Below are 15,906 nucleotides of genomic sequence, written 5' to 3' on the forward strand. Positions count from 1 at the left end.
CTCGTCATCGCCGCAAGTCGTCAGTCGAGTGCGAGCAGCCGTCCGAACGGCTGCACCGCGTGGGCATGTTCCTGGGGCACCGCCCAGATCACCGGCCAGCGCGGCTTGAACTCCGCCGGGCCTTCGAGGTCGGTCAGCACCACGGTGATGTCGGGCTTGTGGCGGTCGGCCTCGGTCAGCAACGGCGTGAAATTGGTGCCGCCGCCGCCGGCAAATTCGATCTCACTGAGCACGAAGCGTCGGCCCGGCTCGAAGAACTCGACCTGCCGCACCCGCTCGTCGCCGATGATCAGCACCAAACCGGCTTCCTGGCGCCGGATGATGGTTTCGATCTCGGTCGCGAAGCGCTGCATCAGCTGATCGTCGATCGAGCCGGAAACGTCGATGATCAGCGCCAGCCGCGGCTCGTTCTTGGTCGGCGAGAAGCCCGGCTCGAACGGCATCCGATGATTGCCGGCGCGGCCCTGATTGGCGATGTAGGAACGGGTCGGGCGCGACCAAGTGAGCGCCGGCTTGCGGGCGAGGCCGCGCGCGAGCTGCACCCGCAGCACCTGCGTCCACGGCGTCCGACTGTGCGGCAGATCAGCGATCAGCGCGCGCAGCATCGAGAATGCGCCGTCCCCGGCATGGCCGCGCAGGATGCGCTCGCTCCATTCGCGCGCCAGCTCTGCCTCGTGTTCGGGGGCTGACTGAGCCTCGGGGTTCGGCACCAGGTCGCGAGCGCCGCCGGCGCCGAGCGCTCGCACCTTGGCGGAGCGGGCACCGTCGCCGCGCTGGGCGTTCTCGCTCTGCGAGGCGCCGGATTGCGATTGCGCTTGGTCCTTGCCGCCGGAGCCGGACGAATCTGGCTTTGATCCCTGCTGCGATTGCTGGCCGGACTGCTGCTTGCCGCTGCTGCCGTCGTCGCGGTCGTCGATCGCGCGGTACAGCTTCTCGACGTCCCATTCGAGCAGCGCCGATTCCGGCTGCTGCTCGCGGCCGAGCGCCTTGAACACGATCTGTTCGAGCATCACCGCATTGTCCGGCAAGTGCAGCCAGCTCAGATGCGCCAGCGTGGTGTTGACGATGGCGTCGGCACAGACGTTGAAGAGTTCGAGGTCGACGTCGCCCTGGGTGCGCTGAAGCTCGACGAAGCGCTGCGAGTGGCGGAGCGCGATATGCAGCACCTCGTGCGCCACGACGCCCACCTGGTCGGGCAGCGGCAGTCGTTCGAACGCGGCGCTGTAGTACACCGTCGTGCCGTCGGTCACCGCCGCAGGAGCTTCCGCAGGTGTGTCGTCCGGCAAGTCGCGATGCTGCACCCACAGCGCTAGCCCGCCGGTCGAGGGCGCGAACTCCACCATGCGCTGGATCGCGCGCGTGCCGCGATGGCTATACGGCCCGCCGGGCTCAGGCATCTGCGGCTTCCAATTGTCGGCGGCCGGCGTAGCTGGCGTAGGCCGGACTGTCGAGGATCGCGGCTTCGAGGCCGTTCTCCAGGCCGCGCTGCATCAATAGCTCCATTGCCAGCGTCTGCGCTTCGCGGACCGGCAGCGGCACGGCGCTGCGGATGTCAGGTAATTGCTCGATGATCTCCAGCGCCCGCGCGAGCGTGTCCTTGTCGGTGCAGGCGGCGAGCAGCCCGTACAGCATGCCGTACAGCGCATCGAGCGACTTCGGCAGCAGCGCCGCGGTCTCCGGGCCCGGACGCGCCGCGAGCAGCTTGAGCACGTCGGTGCCGGCCTGGATCTCGCGCAGCACGCCGAAGAACTCCGCGGCATTGGCGGCGCCGATCCGTCCCTGTACGAACAGCCGCTTGGCGTGATCCGACAAGGCGGATTTCAGCACGTTGCTGATGTCCTCCCAGCCACGCGGGCTGGCGCCGATCAGATGATCACCGGCGAGCTGCGCCTGGGTGTCGTCGAGCTTGTCGGGGCGGATCTTCAGATATGCCATCACTTCGGGCGCGAAGTCGTGGGCCATGGCGTGGCCGAGGAAGGCGTCGATCGCCGTCTGGACGTTGAAGTGGAACATGCGGTCGGCGAGCGCAGTGCCCATGTCGTGGCTGATCGCGCCGTGGAAGCTGGCGTTGCCCGCGGCCACCACCTGCCACCCGTCGGGCAAATGATAATTGCCGACGCGGCGATCGAGGATCAGCGAATAGGCCGAAATCTGCAGCCGCTGATCGGCGGCCGTGAGTTCGTCGAGAAACAACACGCCCTCGGGCTGGTCGCGCGACGGCAGGAACTCCGGCGGAAACCACACCGTCTTGGCCAGGTTCTCGTCCGCATAGATCGCACCGCGGATGTCGACCGGCTCGATCGTGGTCAGCCGCAGATCGATCAGCGGCACCTGATAATGCGCCGCGATCTGGCGCACGATCGACGATTTGCCGACACCGCGCGTGCCCCACAGCATCGACGCCCGCCGCCGCAGTGTCGGGTCGGCGTATTGCTCGATCAGAGCGGCCTTGGCGGCAGCGATCGAGACCGGGGGGATGTTCATCGGGTTGCCGTGCATCGATCGTGTCCTCGCTCGTCAGGTCGTCTGCGCTTCCATCTGTGATGGAGCGGCCTCAGGCTCCGGCAGCCACGTCGCCTTCCAGCGCCGCGGCAGTGGCGGAATTTCCAGCGACGGCGTCTCGCGCATCCCGAACGCGCCGAACATCAGCAGCGGCGGTGCGCCCATCAGGAGTAGGTTGAAGATCGAATCCTGGGGCACGTCGATCAGCGTCAGGCTGGCCGCACCGGCGATCAGGCCGCCGAAAAACAGCGCCGGGATCGCGCGGCGGAAGGTCACCTTCCAACGCGCGCCGCGCAGCGTCTCGTAGTAGGCGGCCGGCGGTCGCGTCAGGGTGCGGGCGAGATGCGCGACGGTGCGCTCGAGCGCAGCCTCCACTCGCGGGCTCCGCTCCGGCTCCTGGCCGCGCACCTGGACCTTGCCGGTGAAGCCGGCCTTGCTCTTGCGCAGCGGCGACCATGCCCAGCCGATCACCGCGAGCAGATCCTCCGGAAGAGGTACGCCTTGCGTGCGCGGGGTGATGTCGATCTCGGCCGGATAGCCGCGCACCTGCGCGCCGCGCAACACTACGCGGAAGCCAGCGACCTCGGCTTCGCCGCGCAGCAACACGCGCTGCACCGTGGCGTCACCCACCTGTGGCGTCTTGCTTGCGGTGAGGCGATAGCTCAGCGCGATCACCGTGCCTTCGACCGTCCGAAATTGCTGTTGCGGCAGCACCGTCTGGATTCGCTGCAGCAGGCGATCGATATCGTCGCCTTGGGTCTCGAGCGTTGCCGCCAGGCCGTTCGCCAATGTCAGGTTTCGAATCAGAACATGCTGGCCGGGGCGCGAGCTGTCGAGCTGCAGCAGCTCGGTGGCATCGATGCCGCCCTGACCTGCTTCATCGTGCATCACCGGCTTGAACATCAGCCGCCGGGCAATCCGGTCGGTGGCGGCGAGGTCGACCTGATAGCCGCGCCGCGTAAACGGCTGCACCAGAGAGAGGATCTCGTGGTGGGTAAGCGGATGAATCGGCGTCGCGTCAGTGTCGGCAGGTCCGGTGAGAAGCTGTGCGTAGTTCATTCCGTCAGCAACCTCCGCAATTGAAGCCCTCCTGGCGCTGTCCGATGCGGAAGCTGCGCCGGGAATCGCGTTCCATGGATCGCGTAGGCTATAGTTTCTTCAACTGCGAGGCGAACGCAACTCACGCTGTTGTTGATCATGATCTGCGGAGTTGCGTTGCGCATGCGCCAGCCTCACGCTGAATGAACCAAGGTTGGCTTATTGGCATCGCTCGGCTGCAGTTCGGTCAGGAACTTCTCATACGAAGATACCACCTGATCCAGCACTTCGAAGTGCGGGAACGCGCCAGTATCGAACTGCACGATGGTCCAGTTTGAACGGCCGGCGACGCGGCTTTTGTGCCGATAATCGACGAAGTCGCCGCGCACGCCGTGCGCCATCCACACCGGCAGCCGGAGCTGTTCGTAGACGTTGAGGATGTCGGTGCTGAACATGAAGCCGGCCACGAAGTAATACGGCGCATGGCGGGCGCCGGGCTGATGCGTGGTGGCGTAGTCGTAGTCGACCATCGGCTCGTCGATGTTCTTCGAGCCCCACGCCTTCTCCAGGAATTTGCGGATCACCGGCCGGGCGGTGAGCATCTTGAAGAAGCCCCGGTCCCACAGCTTGACGCGCAATACGTCGATGATCCACGAGCGACCGCGGGTGCCGGGGGTGCGTGCGTCGCGCGCCTTGCCTTCGAAGCCGGTCGGGCTGATCAAGCCGAGCGAGCGAAACGCCTGCGGCGTTTCGGTGGCTGCGCGGGCGAGGAATTCACTGGCCAGCGACAGCGCCAGCGCGTCGATCGGCTGCTCCCCATGGATGCGGCGGATCTGCTCGACCGCTGCATGCACCGCGTCGGTCATCATCCGCGCGGTGTATTCGCGGTCGTCGCGATCAGACTGACCGAAGCCCGGCAGGTCAATCGCATACACCGGGCGATGCTGCGCGTAGTAATCATACAGGGGCTTGACCTCGTAGGCCGAGCCCGCGGCGTTGATGCTGTGGATCAGCAGCAGGGGCGTGCCGCTGCCGTCCGGTTTCGTGTCGCCCGCGGCATAGACGGCGAGCCGTCCAACCACGCTGGTAATGTCGGTTCGCGCGCCGGCCACCGGATTGGCGAGACTTGCTCGCGCATGATTCTGCTTGATGCGCCCTGCATCGATTGTTTGTCCACTGACCAACGGCATCTGCGACCTCTCTTGAATTGGAGCGAACCGTCGAGCCAATCGCGTGAAGCCGCGAAGGTTCCACGTTGCGTGCGGCTTCGGCGCGCCAAATACAAAAGTGGTACTCACATACAATGCGGCGCGCCTGGATCGACTCATCCATGCATGATAGTCGAACCGCGGGCTGGTGCGATGACGAGGGCAGTAGCGTCAGCGCGAGTTGACGTCAGTCGATCATGGAAGTTGTTAGTTCGCTGCGAATGGTTGTCCATTCGGCTTGACACGAACGCCCTGCCGGAGCCGCGTCCACGGCAGTGCCGCGGTGTCGGCGGGCATGGCGCCGGGTGCGGCGCAGATCAGCAGCCGCTCGGCGATCGGCTGGAAGTCGGCGCGGAAATGCACCGAGCTTTTTACCACCAGGATCGCCTGCGCGGTCGGCTCGATCCCGACATAGCGGTACATCGCCTGATCGGCGAGCTGTGCTTTGTGCGACGCCACCACCACGCGCACCCCGCCAATCCGCAGGCAGGCCGACGGGCCCATTTCCATCTCGCGTCCGCCGAAATATGGGCCGGGTGCGACGAAGCGGCCATCGGAAAGCTGCTCGACAACGAAGATCTCTTCGAACGGCGCGTCGCCGGGAATGCCGGACTTGCCGCCGAGCCCCAGCGAGATCATCGCGCCGACGCCTGCCGCATGCGCGGCCTTGGCGGCGTCCGGATCGTAGATCACGCCGATCGCGGCGCCTTTCGCATTGTTGCGTACCAACGCGCGCAGCATCCCGGTGGTGTCGGAATCGCCGCCGGCGCCGGGATTGTCCTGGGTGTCGGCAATGATGATCGGTTTCGCCGCGGTCCGCGCCAGTTCGATCGCATGCTTCACGCCCTCGTCGGGCGAAAAGATCTTGCCGTCGAAATCATCCTCGTGGCCAATCACCAGCGCCGCAACCGCATCCGCAGCAGCGTCGGCATCGGCCTGGGTGAGACCATAGGCAAACACCGATGGGCCGCAATCCGGAAAGTCGGCGGCGGGGAAGCCGGGGGCGAACGACAGCGTCGGCACGACATCACTCTCCAGCGCTGCGAGCTTGTCGTAGATGCCCTTGGTCGGTTGATCGAACGTGCACTGCCACGAGATCGGAATCAGGAACGGCAGTTGCCGGAACGCCTTGGCGAGCTTCTGGCCGCTGCTCAGCAGCAGCTCCAAGTGTTTGGCCGAAGCGCGGCCGGTGTCGGCCATGTCGACATGCGGATAGGTGCGATAGGCGATCAGCGCGTCGGCATGCTCGACCATCCGCGGCGTGACGTTGGCATGCAGATCGATGCTGACCACCAGCGGCAGACCGGGGCCGATCACGTCGCGTACCCGCGCCAGGATCTCGCCTTCGCCGTCGTCGAGATGTTCGGTCACCATCGCGCCGTGCAGGTCGAGATACACAGCATCGAGATTGCCGGCTGCTTTGATGCCGTCGATCATGATTTTGACGACACGCTCGAAAGCATCCTCGGTGACGTGCGCCGACGGGCTGGCGCCGCAGGCGATGGTCGGGATCAGCTCCCAGCCTTTGGCATCGGCTTCGTCGACGAAGCCGGCGAGCCCGACATTGATGCCGCGCATCACCTTGAGCACATCGGCGCCGATCGTCATCGCCGGCCACCCGCCGCCGTGCACGAACGCCTCCCAGGTCGCCTTGGTGGGCGCAAAGGTGTTTGTTTCGTGCAGGAAGCCGCCGACGGCGATGCGGGTCATGGTTGTTTCTCTTGCTTCGTCATTCCGGGGCGCGCGCAGCGCGAGCCCGGAATCCAGAGGTTCAGGTCATCTCGGGATTCCGGGTTCGCTCACTGCGTGAGCGCCCCGGAATGACAGTGGGGAGGGGATGATCAACTCGCCGCCGCTTGCGGCGCTTCGTGGACCGGCCGAAAATTGGCGAAGTCCCAATCGCGGCCAGGGGCGGCTTCGAGCAGTTGGCGGGTATAGACCTGCTTCGGATTGGTCAGCACCTCGGCGGCCGGGCCCTGTTCGACGACGCGGCCTTTCTGCATCACCGCGACATCGTCGCAGATCTGAGCGGCGACGCGGAGATCGTGGGTGATGAACAAGAGTGCGATCCCGAGCCGGGTCTGGATCTCGTCGAGCAGCTTGAGTACCTGCGCCTGCACCGAGACGTCGAGCGCCGACACCGCCTCGTCCGCCACCAGCACGTCGGGCTCGAGCGCCAGTGCGCGGGCGATCGCGATGCGCTGGCGCTGGCCGCCGGAGAACTGATGCGGGAAGCGGTTGATCGCGTCCGGCGGCAGATGCACCAGTTCGAGCAGATCGCGCGCCTTCGCCAGGGCCTCCGCCCGCGGCATGCCGTAATTGATCGGTCCCTCGGCGATGCTCTCGCCGACGTTGACGCGCGGATTGAGCGAGCGATACGGGTCCTGGAATACGATCTGAATCTTCTTGCGATGCGGCCGTAGGAGACGCCGCGACAGCTCGGAGATCTCGCGTCCGGCGAGCCGGATGCCGCCCGAGGTCGGGTCGATCAGCCGGACGATGCAACGTGCCACCGTCGATTTTCCCGAGCCGCTTTCGCCGACAATGCCGAGAGTCCGGCCCTTGTGCAGCGTCAGCGTCACGTCTTTCGCCGCGACCACTTCTCGCTGATGGCCGAACAACGAGCGCTCGCGATACACCTTGCCGAGTTCGTTCGCTTCGAGCACCACCGACAGCGCCTGCGGCGTGCGCGGCGCGCGCGGCACCAGGCTCGGCACCGCCGACAGCAGGTTGCGGGTGTACTCCATCTGCGGCCGGCGCAGCACGTCGTCGAGCTGGCCGGTCTCGACCAGCCGGCCGTGACGCATCACTGCGACCCGGTCGGCGATCTCGGCCACCACGCCCATGTCGTGGGTGATGAACAGCACGGCAGTGCCGTGCGCCTGCTGCAATTCGCGGATCAGGGTCAGGATCTGCTTTTGGGTGGTGACGTCGAGCGCGGTGGTCGGCTCGTCGGCGATCAGCAGCTTCGGCTCGAGCACCAGCGCCATCGCGATCATGATGCGTTGGCGCTGGCCGCCCGAGAGTCGATGCGGATACGAGGCGAAGATCCGTTCGACCTCGGGCAACCGCACCTGCTCCATCATGTCGAGGATGCGGCGGCGACGTTCGCGCGCAGGCATATCGGTGTGGAAGCGCAGCACTTCGTCGATCTGTTTGCCGACCGGCACCACCGGGTTGAGCGCGGTCATCGGCTCCTGGAAGATCATCGCCATCCGCGAGGCGCGGAGCTGGCGCAGCCGGCGCTCGCTGGCGGCAAGCACGTTCTCTCCGGCGAGCCGGATCTCGCCGCCGGATGCTTGCAGTACGCCTTTCGGCAGCAGTCCCATGGTGGCGAGCGACGTCACCGATTTGCCCGATCCGCTTTCGCCGACCAGGCACATCGTTTCGCCGGCGCCGACGGTGAGCGAAATGCCGTCGATCACCTTGTCGCCGTTGCCGCTCTTGCCGAGCCGCACGACCAGGTTGTCGATTTCGAGAACGTTATCGGTCATGTCGGGCTCCGCAGTCGGGCACGGCGCGCTCCCTCTCCCCGCAAGCGGGGAGAGGGTTGGGGTGAGGGGGCGTGTCCGCGAGTCAGAGCGGCTCGGCCGCGTGGATGAGCCCCCTCACCCGGATCGCATCTGGCGATGCGATCCGACCTCTCCCCGCGCGCGGGGAGAGGTGAGGTCGGTGCGCGTTGCGGGGCTGGGAGAGCAGACATGATGAGCTGCCTCTTCATCGCGAGCCCTCGCGCTGTTTCATCCGTGGGTCGAGCGCATCGCGGGCGGCGTCGCCGATCAGGTTGACCGAGAGGATCGCGATCGACAGCAAAAGGCCCGGCCAGAAGATCAGCATCGGCTTGATCTGAAACACCGCGCGGCCCTCGGCCATGATGTTGCCCCAGGTCGGCGTCTCCGGGCTGATGCCGGCACCGAGGAACGACAGGATCGCTTCGGTGAGGATTGCGGACGCCGCGATATAGGTGCCCTGAACGATCAGCGGCGCCACGGTATTGGGCATCAGGTGCCGCCACATGATCTTCGGCAGGCTGGAGCCGAGCGAGATCGCCGCCTCGACATATGGTTCCTCGCGTGCGGTCAACACCACCGAGCGCACCAGTCGCGCCACCCGCGGAATCTCCGGAATGGTGATCGCGATCAGCACCGTGGTCAGGCTCGCGCCGGACAGCGACACCACGGCGATCGCCAGCAGGATGCTGGGGATCGCCATCAGGCCGTCCATGATCCGCATCATCACCGCGTCGACCCAGCGGAAGAAGCCGGCGACCAGGCCGACGACCAGGCCGATCGCGATCGCAAAGATCGCCGAGCCAATGCCGATCAACAGCGACACCCGCCCGCCATAAATGATGCGCGACAGCAGATCGCGGCCATAGGCGTCGGTGCCGAGCAGGAACTCGGCACTCGGCGGCTTCAGCCGGAGCGCCGGCGCCAGCTTCACCGGATCGTGCGGCGCCAGCCACGGCGCGAAGATCGCCATCAGCACGACAAGCGTCAGGCAGATCGTCGCCGCAGCGATAATCGGGGTCGAGAGCAGAAAGCCGAGGCGCGGGCGCATCGGCCGCGGCACCGGAAGGGTCGGTTCGGACATGGTATCGATCGCCATTGTGCGCGCGCCCTCAGTACCGGATACGGGGATCGAGCAGCGTGTAGGCCAGATCGATCAGGAGATTGACGCCGACATAAATGCCCGAGGTCAGCAGGATCATGCCCTGGATCACCGGGTAGTCGCGCGCCAGCACTGCATCGACGGTGAGACGGCCGATTCCCGGCAGGTTGAATACGCTCTCGGTGACGACGACGCCGGAGATCAACAGTGCGAAGCCGGTGCCGATCACGGTGATCACCGGCACCGCCGCATTGCGTAGCGCGTGGCGCAGCAGCACCCGGCTTTCGGTGATACCCTTGGCGCGCGCGGTGCGGACATAGTCCTCGCCGAGCACGTCGAGCATCGCGGCGCGCGTCATTCGCGCGATCAGCGCGACGTAGATGAACGACAGCGTCAATGTCGGCAGCACCAGCCGCTCCACGAAAGGACCCAAGCCGCGCGACAGCGAACGGAAGCCCTGCACCGGAAACCAGCGCAGCTCGATCGCGAACACCTGGATCAGTACGTAGCCGATGACGAACACCGGCACCGAGAAGCCGATCACCGACAGCCCCATCACGAAGCGGTCGATCCAGGTGCCGTGCTTCCACGCAGCGACGACGCCGAGCGGCACCGCGACGATCACCGACAGCACGATGGTCGCCAGCGCCACCGTGATGGTCGGTTCGATGCGCTGTCCGATCATCTTCAGCACCGGAACCTGCGAGATCAGCGAGACGCCAAGATCGCCGTGCAGCAATCGTCCGACCCAGGTGAAGAACTGCACGTAGAGCGGCTCGTTGAGGCCGAGCGTGGCGCGGATGCGCATCAATTGTTCAGGGGTGGCGCTGTCTCCGGCAATGATCGCCGCCGGATCGCCCGGCGTCAGCCGCAGCAGCAGGAAAACGAACAACGCGACCACGCCCATCACCGGGATGGCCGCCAGCAGGCGGCGGATCAGATAGCCGAGCATCGGCGCTCCACGGATTGGATTCGACGATTAGTGAAACTTATCCCGAAGATGTGGTTCGTCATGATCACCTGCGCTGCGGTCGTCGAAAACCGTTCGAACTTCAGTGAGCTGGTGAGCAAGTCCCGTGCCAGCGCTGCTCGATATTATACAGCGCTGGCAGGATCCGCACTCAGTCCAGTGTCGCGAGCAGCCCGGCCATCAACCGGCCGCGCTCGGCGAGGCTGTCGATTTCGATATGCTCGTTCAGCGTGTGTGCGTCGGCGCCGCGCACCCCGAGGCCGTCGAGCGTCGGAATCCCCATTGCACCGGTAAAGTTGCCGTCGGAGCCACCACCTGCGCTGCAGTGTGGCAGGCTGAAGCCGAGCTCGGAGGCGACTGCGCGCGCTTTTTCGTAAAGCGCCATGGTGCCGGCATCAGGCTCCCACACCGGGCGGGTCACGCCGCGCGTCACCTTGAAGGTGACGTCGTTGCTGCTGCCGCTCAGCGCCAGCATCCGCTCGACGCCGCGGTCGAGATCCGCCTGACGCTTGGCCATGCTGAGCGCTTCGCCGGTGCAGGTGGTGGCGACGCAATTGACCCATTGGCCGCCGTGCACGATGCCGACGCTGAAAGTGCAATCCTCGCCGGTCATCGCGTCGATCGCGAGGATCTGCTTGGCCATTTCCCGTATTGCGGAACGACCCGACGACAGCGTCGCGCCGGCATGGCTCGGCTTGCCGATCGCTTCCAGGTTGAACCGCGCGATCGCGTAGCGGCCGGTGACGACGCCATTGTCGGGGCGGCCGGGCTCCGGCACCAGCACGTATTTGTTGCGCGCCGCCTCGGCCTCGATGATGTCTCGGGTCGATGGCGTACCGACTTCCTCGTCCGGCGTAAACAGCACGGTGATCGGCAGCGGCGTCGTGAACGAGGCGCGCGCGAGCTGACGGATCGCTTCGAGCGTCAGGTAGTTGCCGCCTTTCATGTCGAAGATGCCCGGGCCGAATGCCTTGTTGCCTTCGCGGCGGAACGACAGCTTCTCGATGGTGCCGACAGGGTGCACGGTGTCGAGATGGCCCGCGATCAGGATGCCCGGTTCGCCCTGCTTGGGATGCGGAAACCGCGCGCGGACGCAGCCGGCAAAACCTTGGCGACCGGCGATGCGCTCGATCGTCGCGCCCATGATCGCCATCTCCCGCGCTGCGAGATCGAGCATACGGTCGACTGCGGAAGTGTCCCAGGTCGGACTCTCGCATTCAACCCATGCGCGCAGACCTTGAAGCATCGTGTCGGAATCGAAAGGAAGATTTGCTGGATTCATTGCGCGCTCTCGGTTGAAGATGGCTTACGAGACTGATTGGCGGCGCATTTGTAAAGCGAAAGATTCGACGCCGACTACGCGGCTGCACGCATGCGGTATCGTCGGCTGATGATTGACGCTTGGCATGCTTGGTGCAAGTCTTCGACTATCAGGATGCAGTAACGCGCTGATCGCGTGGTGCTGCGCCCGGATTCACATCGCCCTGCACAAGCAATCATCTGTGATTGATCAGTTTCAAGTCAGGAGAACACGAATGTTCCATCCACCGCGTTGGATGCGCTCGGTCGCCGCGTCGAAATTCGTCGTGCCGGCGCTCGCGCTCGCAGCGTCGCTCGCGCTGCCCGCGACCGTCGATGCCAAGACGATTCGGGCCGTCATGCATTCCGATCTGCGTATCATCGACCCCGGCCTGACCACCGCGTATATTACACGCGACCACGGCTATATGGTGTACGACACGCTGCTGGCGATGGACTCCAACTTCAAGGTCCAGCCGCAGATGGCCGAATACAAGGTCTCCGACGACAAGCTGACCTACACCTTCACGCTGCGTGACGGACTGAAGTGGCACGACGGCAAGCCGGTGACGGCGGAGGACTGCATCGCCTCGCTGCAGCGCTGGGGCAAGAAGGACGGCATGGGTCAGAAGCTTATGCAGTTCACTGCCAGCCTCGAGGCGCCCGATGCCAAAACCATCGTTCTGAAGCTGAAAGAACCCTACGCGCTGGTGCTGGAATCGATCGCCAAGCCGTCGTCGATCGTGCCGTTCATGATGCCGAAGCGGATCGCCGAGACGCCGCCGGACAAGGCGATCCCCGAGCAGATCGGCTCAGGTCCGTTCAAATTCGTCGCGTCTGAATTCCAGCCGGGCGTCAAGGCGGTGTACGTCAAGAACACCGACTATGTGCCGCGCAAGGAGCCGCCGAGCTGGACCTCGGGCGGCAAAGTGGTGAAGGTCGATCGCGTCGAATGGATCACCATGCCGGACGCGCAGACCGCGGTGAACGCGCTGCAGTCGGGCGACATCGATTTCGTCGAGAACCCGTCTTTCGACATCCTGCCGGTGTTGCTGCAGGACAAAGAGCTCAAGGTCGACGTCCTCAACAAGCTCGGCTACGTCACCATCGGCCGGATGAATTTCCTGTATCCGCCGTTCGACAATCCGAAGGTGCGGCGCGCCGCGCTGTTGGCGATGAGCCAGAAGCCGATTCTCGACGCGCTGGTCGGGAATCCTGATTACTATCAGATCTGCGGTGCGATCTTCGGCTGCGGCACGCCGCTCGCCACCGACGTCGGCTCGGCGCCAGTGACCTCGGGCGACGACATGGCGGAAGCCAAGAAGGCGCTTGCCGAATCCGGCTACGACGGCACGCCGGTGGTGCTGATGGCGCCGGGCGACGTCGTGACGCTGAAGGCGCAGCCGATCGTCGCTGCCCAGCTGCTGCGCGAGGCCGGCTTCAAGGTCGATCTGCAGGCGACCGACTGGCAGACCGTGGTGTCGCGGCGTGCCAGCCAGAAGCCGCCGGCCGAAGGCGGCTGGAATCTGTTCTTCACCAACTGGGTGGTGCCGGATGTGATGAACCCGGTCGCCAACGTCATGCTCAACGGTAAGGGCAAGTCGGGCGGCTGGTTCGGCTGGCCGAAGGACGACGAGATGGAGGCGTTGCTCGACAAGTTCGTCCGCGCCACCTCCGCCGATGACCAGAAGAAGATCGCCACCGACCTCCAGAAGCGGGTGTACGATCAGGTGACCTATCTTCATGTCGGCCAGTATAAGACGCCGACGGTGTGGCGCACCGAGCTAACTGGCGTGCTCGACGGCCCCGCCACGCCGGTGTTCTGGAACATGGACAAGAAGGACGATTGATCGTCCGTCACGGTTCGATCAGACCTGCTAAATCAGCGCGCCGTCCTGCGAAAGCAGGGCGGCGCTTTGCTGTGAAGGGCTAAAGAGATCCGACAGCTTCGTGGTGACGGCGCCGAAGCATTCCGCGACGCACAAAAAAAGCCCGGCGGGGAGAGGCCGGGCTCGATTGGCTGGATGTTGTCCCGAGACCGATCGGGCGCCGTCAGCGGCCGATCACTTGCGGGCGCAGGCGACCTTGATGGCGCTGGCGCTCGGGCTGCACTTCGCCGTCACCGAGCCATCCTTGACCGTGAGCTGATCGGCGAGCTTGGCGGCGCCGCCGTTGACGCAATAGGCCGAGGTCAGCGTCTCGTTGGCGGCGCAGGTCACCGGGCAGCCGTCGGAGGCGCAGCTCGTCGAGGTGACGTTGCGGACCACAGCGACCGTGGTCGGCGCTGGGACCGAGGTCTGCTTGTCGGCGGCGGCCGGCGTCTTGGCTGCGGGCGCGGGAGCAGGGGTGGCAGCAGGGGCCGGAGCCGGGGTTGCCTTGGCGGCAGCCGCGGGAGCGGCCGCAGCGGGTGTTGCTGCCGGTGCAGCCGTTTCGGTCGCGGGCTCGCTGGCGGCGGGAACCGGTGCGGCCGGCCGCGCATAGTAGCCGCTCGCGGACACCAGATAGAGGAACAGCGCCGCAGCCACGACCGCCCCGATCATGATCAGCGTCGTGGTGGGCAGCGCCCTGATCCGTTCGATCGCGTTGCGGATTGAGGCGGAGATGGCAGCAGCGTCGAACGAGCTGCCGCGGGTGCGCATGTCGTCGAACGTCAGATACGCAGCGATGACGAAGCCACCACCGAACAACATGAGTATCAGCAGTGGACCGAGCGCGGAGAAATACTCCATGTCACGTCTTTCCATTCAGGGCAGGCCGGCGCGAGGTGTATAGGTTTCGCCCGCCGCGAGCTGCATTGTCGAAAATCAAATGAACACGCATCTGCACCAGCGCTTTGAGGTATGTCAAAACCGTTTAGCGCTGGCGGTCGACATGTAGCACGACCGCAGCCTCGTCGTCATTGCGGCCGAAAGCGCTGTAATTCGTTAGGGTTGATGAATGACGCCGGGGGACTCCCGGGTAGCAGTCGCGCGCCCGTGTGGTAGTCGAACGATCAAGGCCGGCGTAGACATGGGTGTGGGTCGATCGACCGCATCCGGTGCAGCATCGGCCGCTAGTCGGTTGCACCGCAGTTGCGAATTGCGGCGGTTGCTTGACGGCGGTCGAATGAGTCGTTGCACTGCAGCAATGCCGTCCCGCGCCCCGCGCGCATCGGGCCGCCATACAGACCGCGTATCATGCCGAGGCCGAAACCACCGACGAGTCCCCCATGAAAGCAGTAGACGTGATGACCACCGCCATCGTGACGGTGCAGCCCGACACGCCCGTCCACGCCATCGCCGAGACCTTGCTGAAGCACGGCATCAGCGCCGTGCCGGTGATCGACGGTGGTGGGGCACCGATCGGTATCGTCAGCGAGGGCGATCTGATGCCGCGCGCCGATAGCGACCGCGAGGCGCGTCACGATTGGTGGCTGCAGATCCTGTCGGAAGGCGAGGCGGTGCATCCCGACTATGTTCGCTTCCTGAAGTCCGATACCCGCACCGCCAAGGACGTGATGGTCGGCCCGGTGGTGACAGTCGAAGAAACCACGGCGCTGGCCGACATCGCCGACCTGTTGGTCGAAAAGCGGATCAAGCGGGTCCCGGTGGTGCGTAGCGGACGCATCGTCGGCATCGTCAGCCGCGCCGACCTGCTCAAGACCATGACTGGACTCAACCATAGCGGGGGCGACCCGGTGCACGACGATCCCAATGCCTGGCCGACGCCGTCCGACAAGCTGGCGGCACTAACGAGGCCAGCTGCGCGGCCGGCCGCGCCACCGCAAGGTGCGGCGGCCGACGATTTGTCGGCCGCGGCCTTTCGCGAACTCGGGATCGAGCATGAGCACGAGGAGGACGAGAAGCGCAAACACGCCAAGGAGCTGGCCGACGAGAAGCACCATCGCCTCGCCAGCGACATGCTGGCGTCGCATCTGTCGGACGAGACTTGGCAGAAGCTGCTGCGCAACGCCCGGTCGGCTGCCAAGAAAGGCGAGCAGGAGAGTCTACTGCTGCGGTTTCCAGCCGAGCTGTGCACCGACCACGGCCGTGCCGTGAATGCGCCCGATCCGGAATGGCCGTCGACGTTGCGCGGCATGGCCGCCGACATTTACTTGCGCTGGAAGGCGGAGCTGCGCCCGCACGGCTTCGTGCTGCAGGCCCGCGTCGTGGATTTCCCGGACGGTATCCCGGGTGACATCGGCCTGTTCCTGAGCTGGGGCAAGAGCGAAGCGGCGCATCATTGATGCGAGCGATTGGCTCAACTGCTACTGATCGTATTGCTTCGAGGGAGTTCGGA

Annotated in this window: 12 protein-coding genes; 2 read left to right on the plus strand and 10 right to left on the minus strand. The window is 65.4% G+C overall.

Translation table 11 applies throughout. The features are described 5' to 3' along the window. Positions 1-20: 20 nt before the first annotated feature. The 9 genes from DNX69_RS21990 to DNX69_RS22030 form a co-directional block, all read right to left on the minus strand. Positions 21-1,397, minus strand: coding sequence for a vWA domain-containing protein (locus DNX69_RS21990; RefSeq protein WP_110788112.1), 1,377 nt, complete (start codon positions 1,395-1,397; stop codon positions 21-23). Continuing rightward, positions 1,390-2,499: an AAA family ATPase gene (locus DNX69_RS21995; protein WP_110788113.1), complete on the minus strand. Its 1,110-nt coding sequence runs from the start codon at positions 2,497-2,499 to the stop codon at positions 1,390-1,392. Before DNX69_RS21995 ends, DNX69_RS21990 begins: the two co-directional genes overlap by 8 nt. A gap of 18 nt (positions 2,500-2,517) precedes the next feature. Then, a complete protein-coding gene (locus tag DNX69_RS22000) occupies positions 2,518-3,561 on the minus strand; it encodes a hypothetical protein (RefSeq protein WP_110788114.1) in 1,044 nt (347 codons plus the stop codon). 173 nt (positions 3,562-3,734) lie between these two features. Further along, positions 3,735-4,730, minus strand: coding sequence for an alpha/beta fold hydrolase (locus tag DNX69_RS22005; RefSeq protein ID WP_110788115.1), 996 nt, complete (start codon positions 4,728-4,730; stop codon positions 3,735-3,737). A 225-nt stretch (positions 4,731-4,955) separates the two neighbouring features. Then, positions 4,956-6,458, minus strand: a complete 1,503-nt coding sequence (locus tag DNX69_RS22010; RefSeq protein ID WP_110788116.1) for a M81 family metallopeptidase — start codon at positions 6,456-6,458, stop codon at positions 4,956-4,958. A gap of 131 nt (positions 6,459-6,589) precedes the next feature. Then, positions 6,590-8,242 carry an ABC transporter ATP-binding protein gene (locus DNX69_RS22015; protein ID WP_110788117.1) on the minus strand — a complete coding sequence of 551 codons (1,653 nt, stop codon included), beginning with the start codon at positions 8,240-8,242 and terminating at the stop codon, positions 6,590-6,592. Between the two features lie 223 nt (positions 8,243-8,465). Beyond that, entirely contained in the window at positions 8,466-9,356 is an 891-nt protein-coding gene (locus DNX69_RS22020; protein WP_110788118.1) for an ABC transporter permease, read from the minus strand. 13 nt (positions 9,357-9,369) lie between these two features. Beyond that, positions 9,370-10,311, minus strand: coding sequence for an ABC transporter permease (locus DNX69_RS22025; RefSeq protein ID WP_110788119.1), 942 nt, complete (start codon positions 10,309-10,311; stop codon positions 9,370-9,372). A gap of 169 nt (positions 10,312-10,480) precedes the next feature. After that, positions 10,481-11,611 (minus strand): M20/M25/M40 family metallo-hydrolase, encoded by a 1,131-nt coding sequence (locus DNX69_RS22030; RefSeq protein WP_110788120.1) that lies wholly within the window; start codon positions 11,609-11,611, stop codon positions 10,481-10,483. Positions 11,612-11,864: 253 nt separating this feature from the next. Here DNX69_RS22030 and DNX69_RS22035 point away from each other — a divergent pair, with 253 nt between their 5' ends. Then, the gene (locus DNX69_RS22035) at positions 11,865-13,478 is read left to right on the plus strand and encodes an ABC transporter substrate-binding protein (protein WP_110788121.1); all 1,614 of its coding nucleotides are present in this window, start codon (positions 11,865-11,867) and stop codon (positions 13,476-13,478) included. Positions 13,479-13,691: 213 nt separating this feature from the next. Here the strand turns inward: DNX69_RS22035 and DNX69_RS22040 are convergent, their stop codons facing one another. Further along, complete coding sequence (locus tag DNX69_RS22040) at positions 13,692-14,357, minus strand: hypothetical protein (protein ID WP_110788122.1); 666 nt, start codon at positions 14,355-14,357, stop codon at positions 13,692-13,694. A gap of 479 nt (positions 14,358-14,836) precedes the next feature. Between DNX69_RS22040 and DNX69_RS22045 the strand changes: the two genes are divergently transcribed. After that, entirely contained in the window at positions 14,837-15,853 is a 1,017-nt protein-coding gene (locus tag DNX69_RS22045; RefSeq protein ID WP_110788123.1) for a CBS domain-containing protein, read from the plus strand. Positions 15,854-15,906 lie beyond the last annotated feature (53 nt).

It is taken from the genome of Rhodopseudomonas palustris, assembly GCF_003226555.1.
GTDB lineage: Bacteria > Pseudomonadota > Alphaproteobacteria > Rhizobiales > Xanthobacteraceae > Rhodopseudomonas > Rhodopseudomonas palustris_I.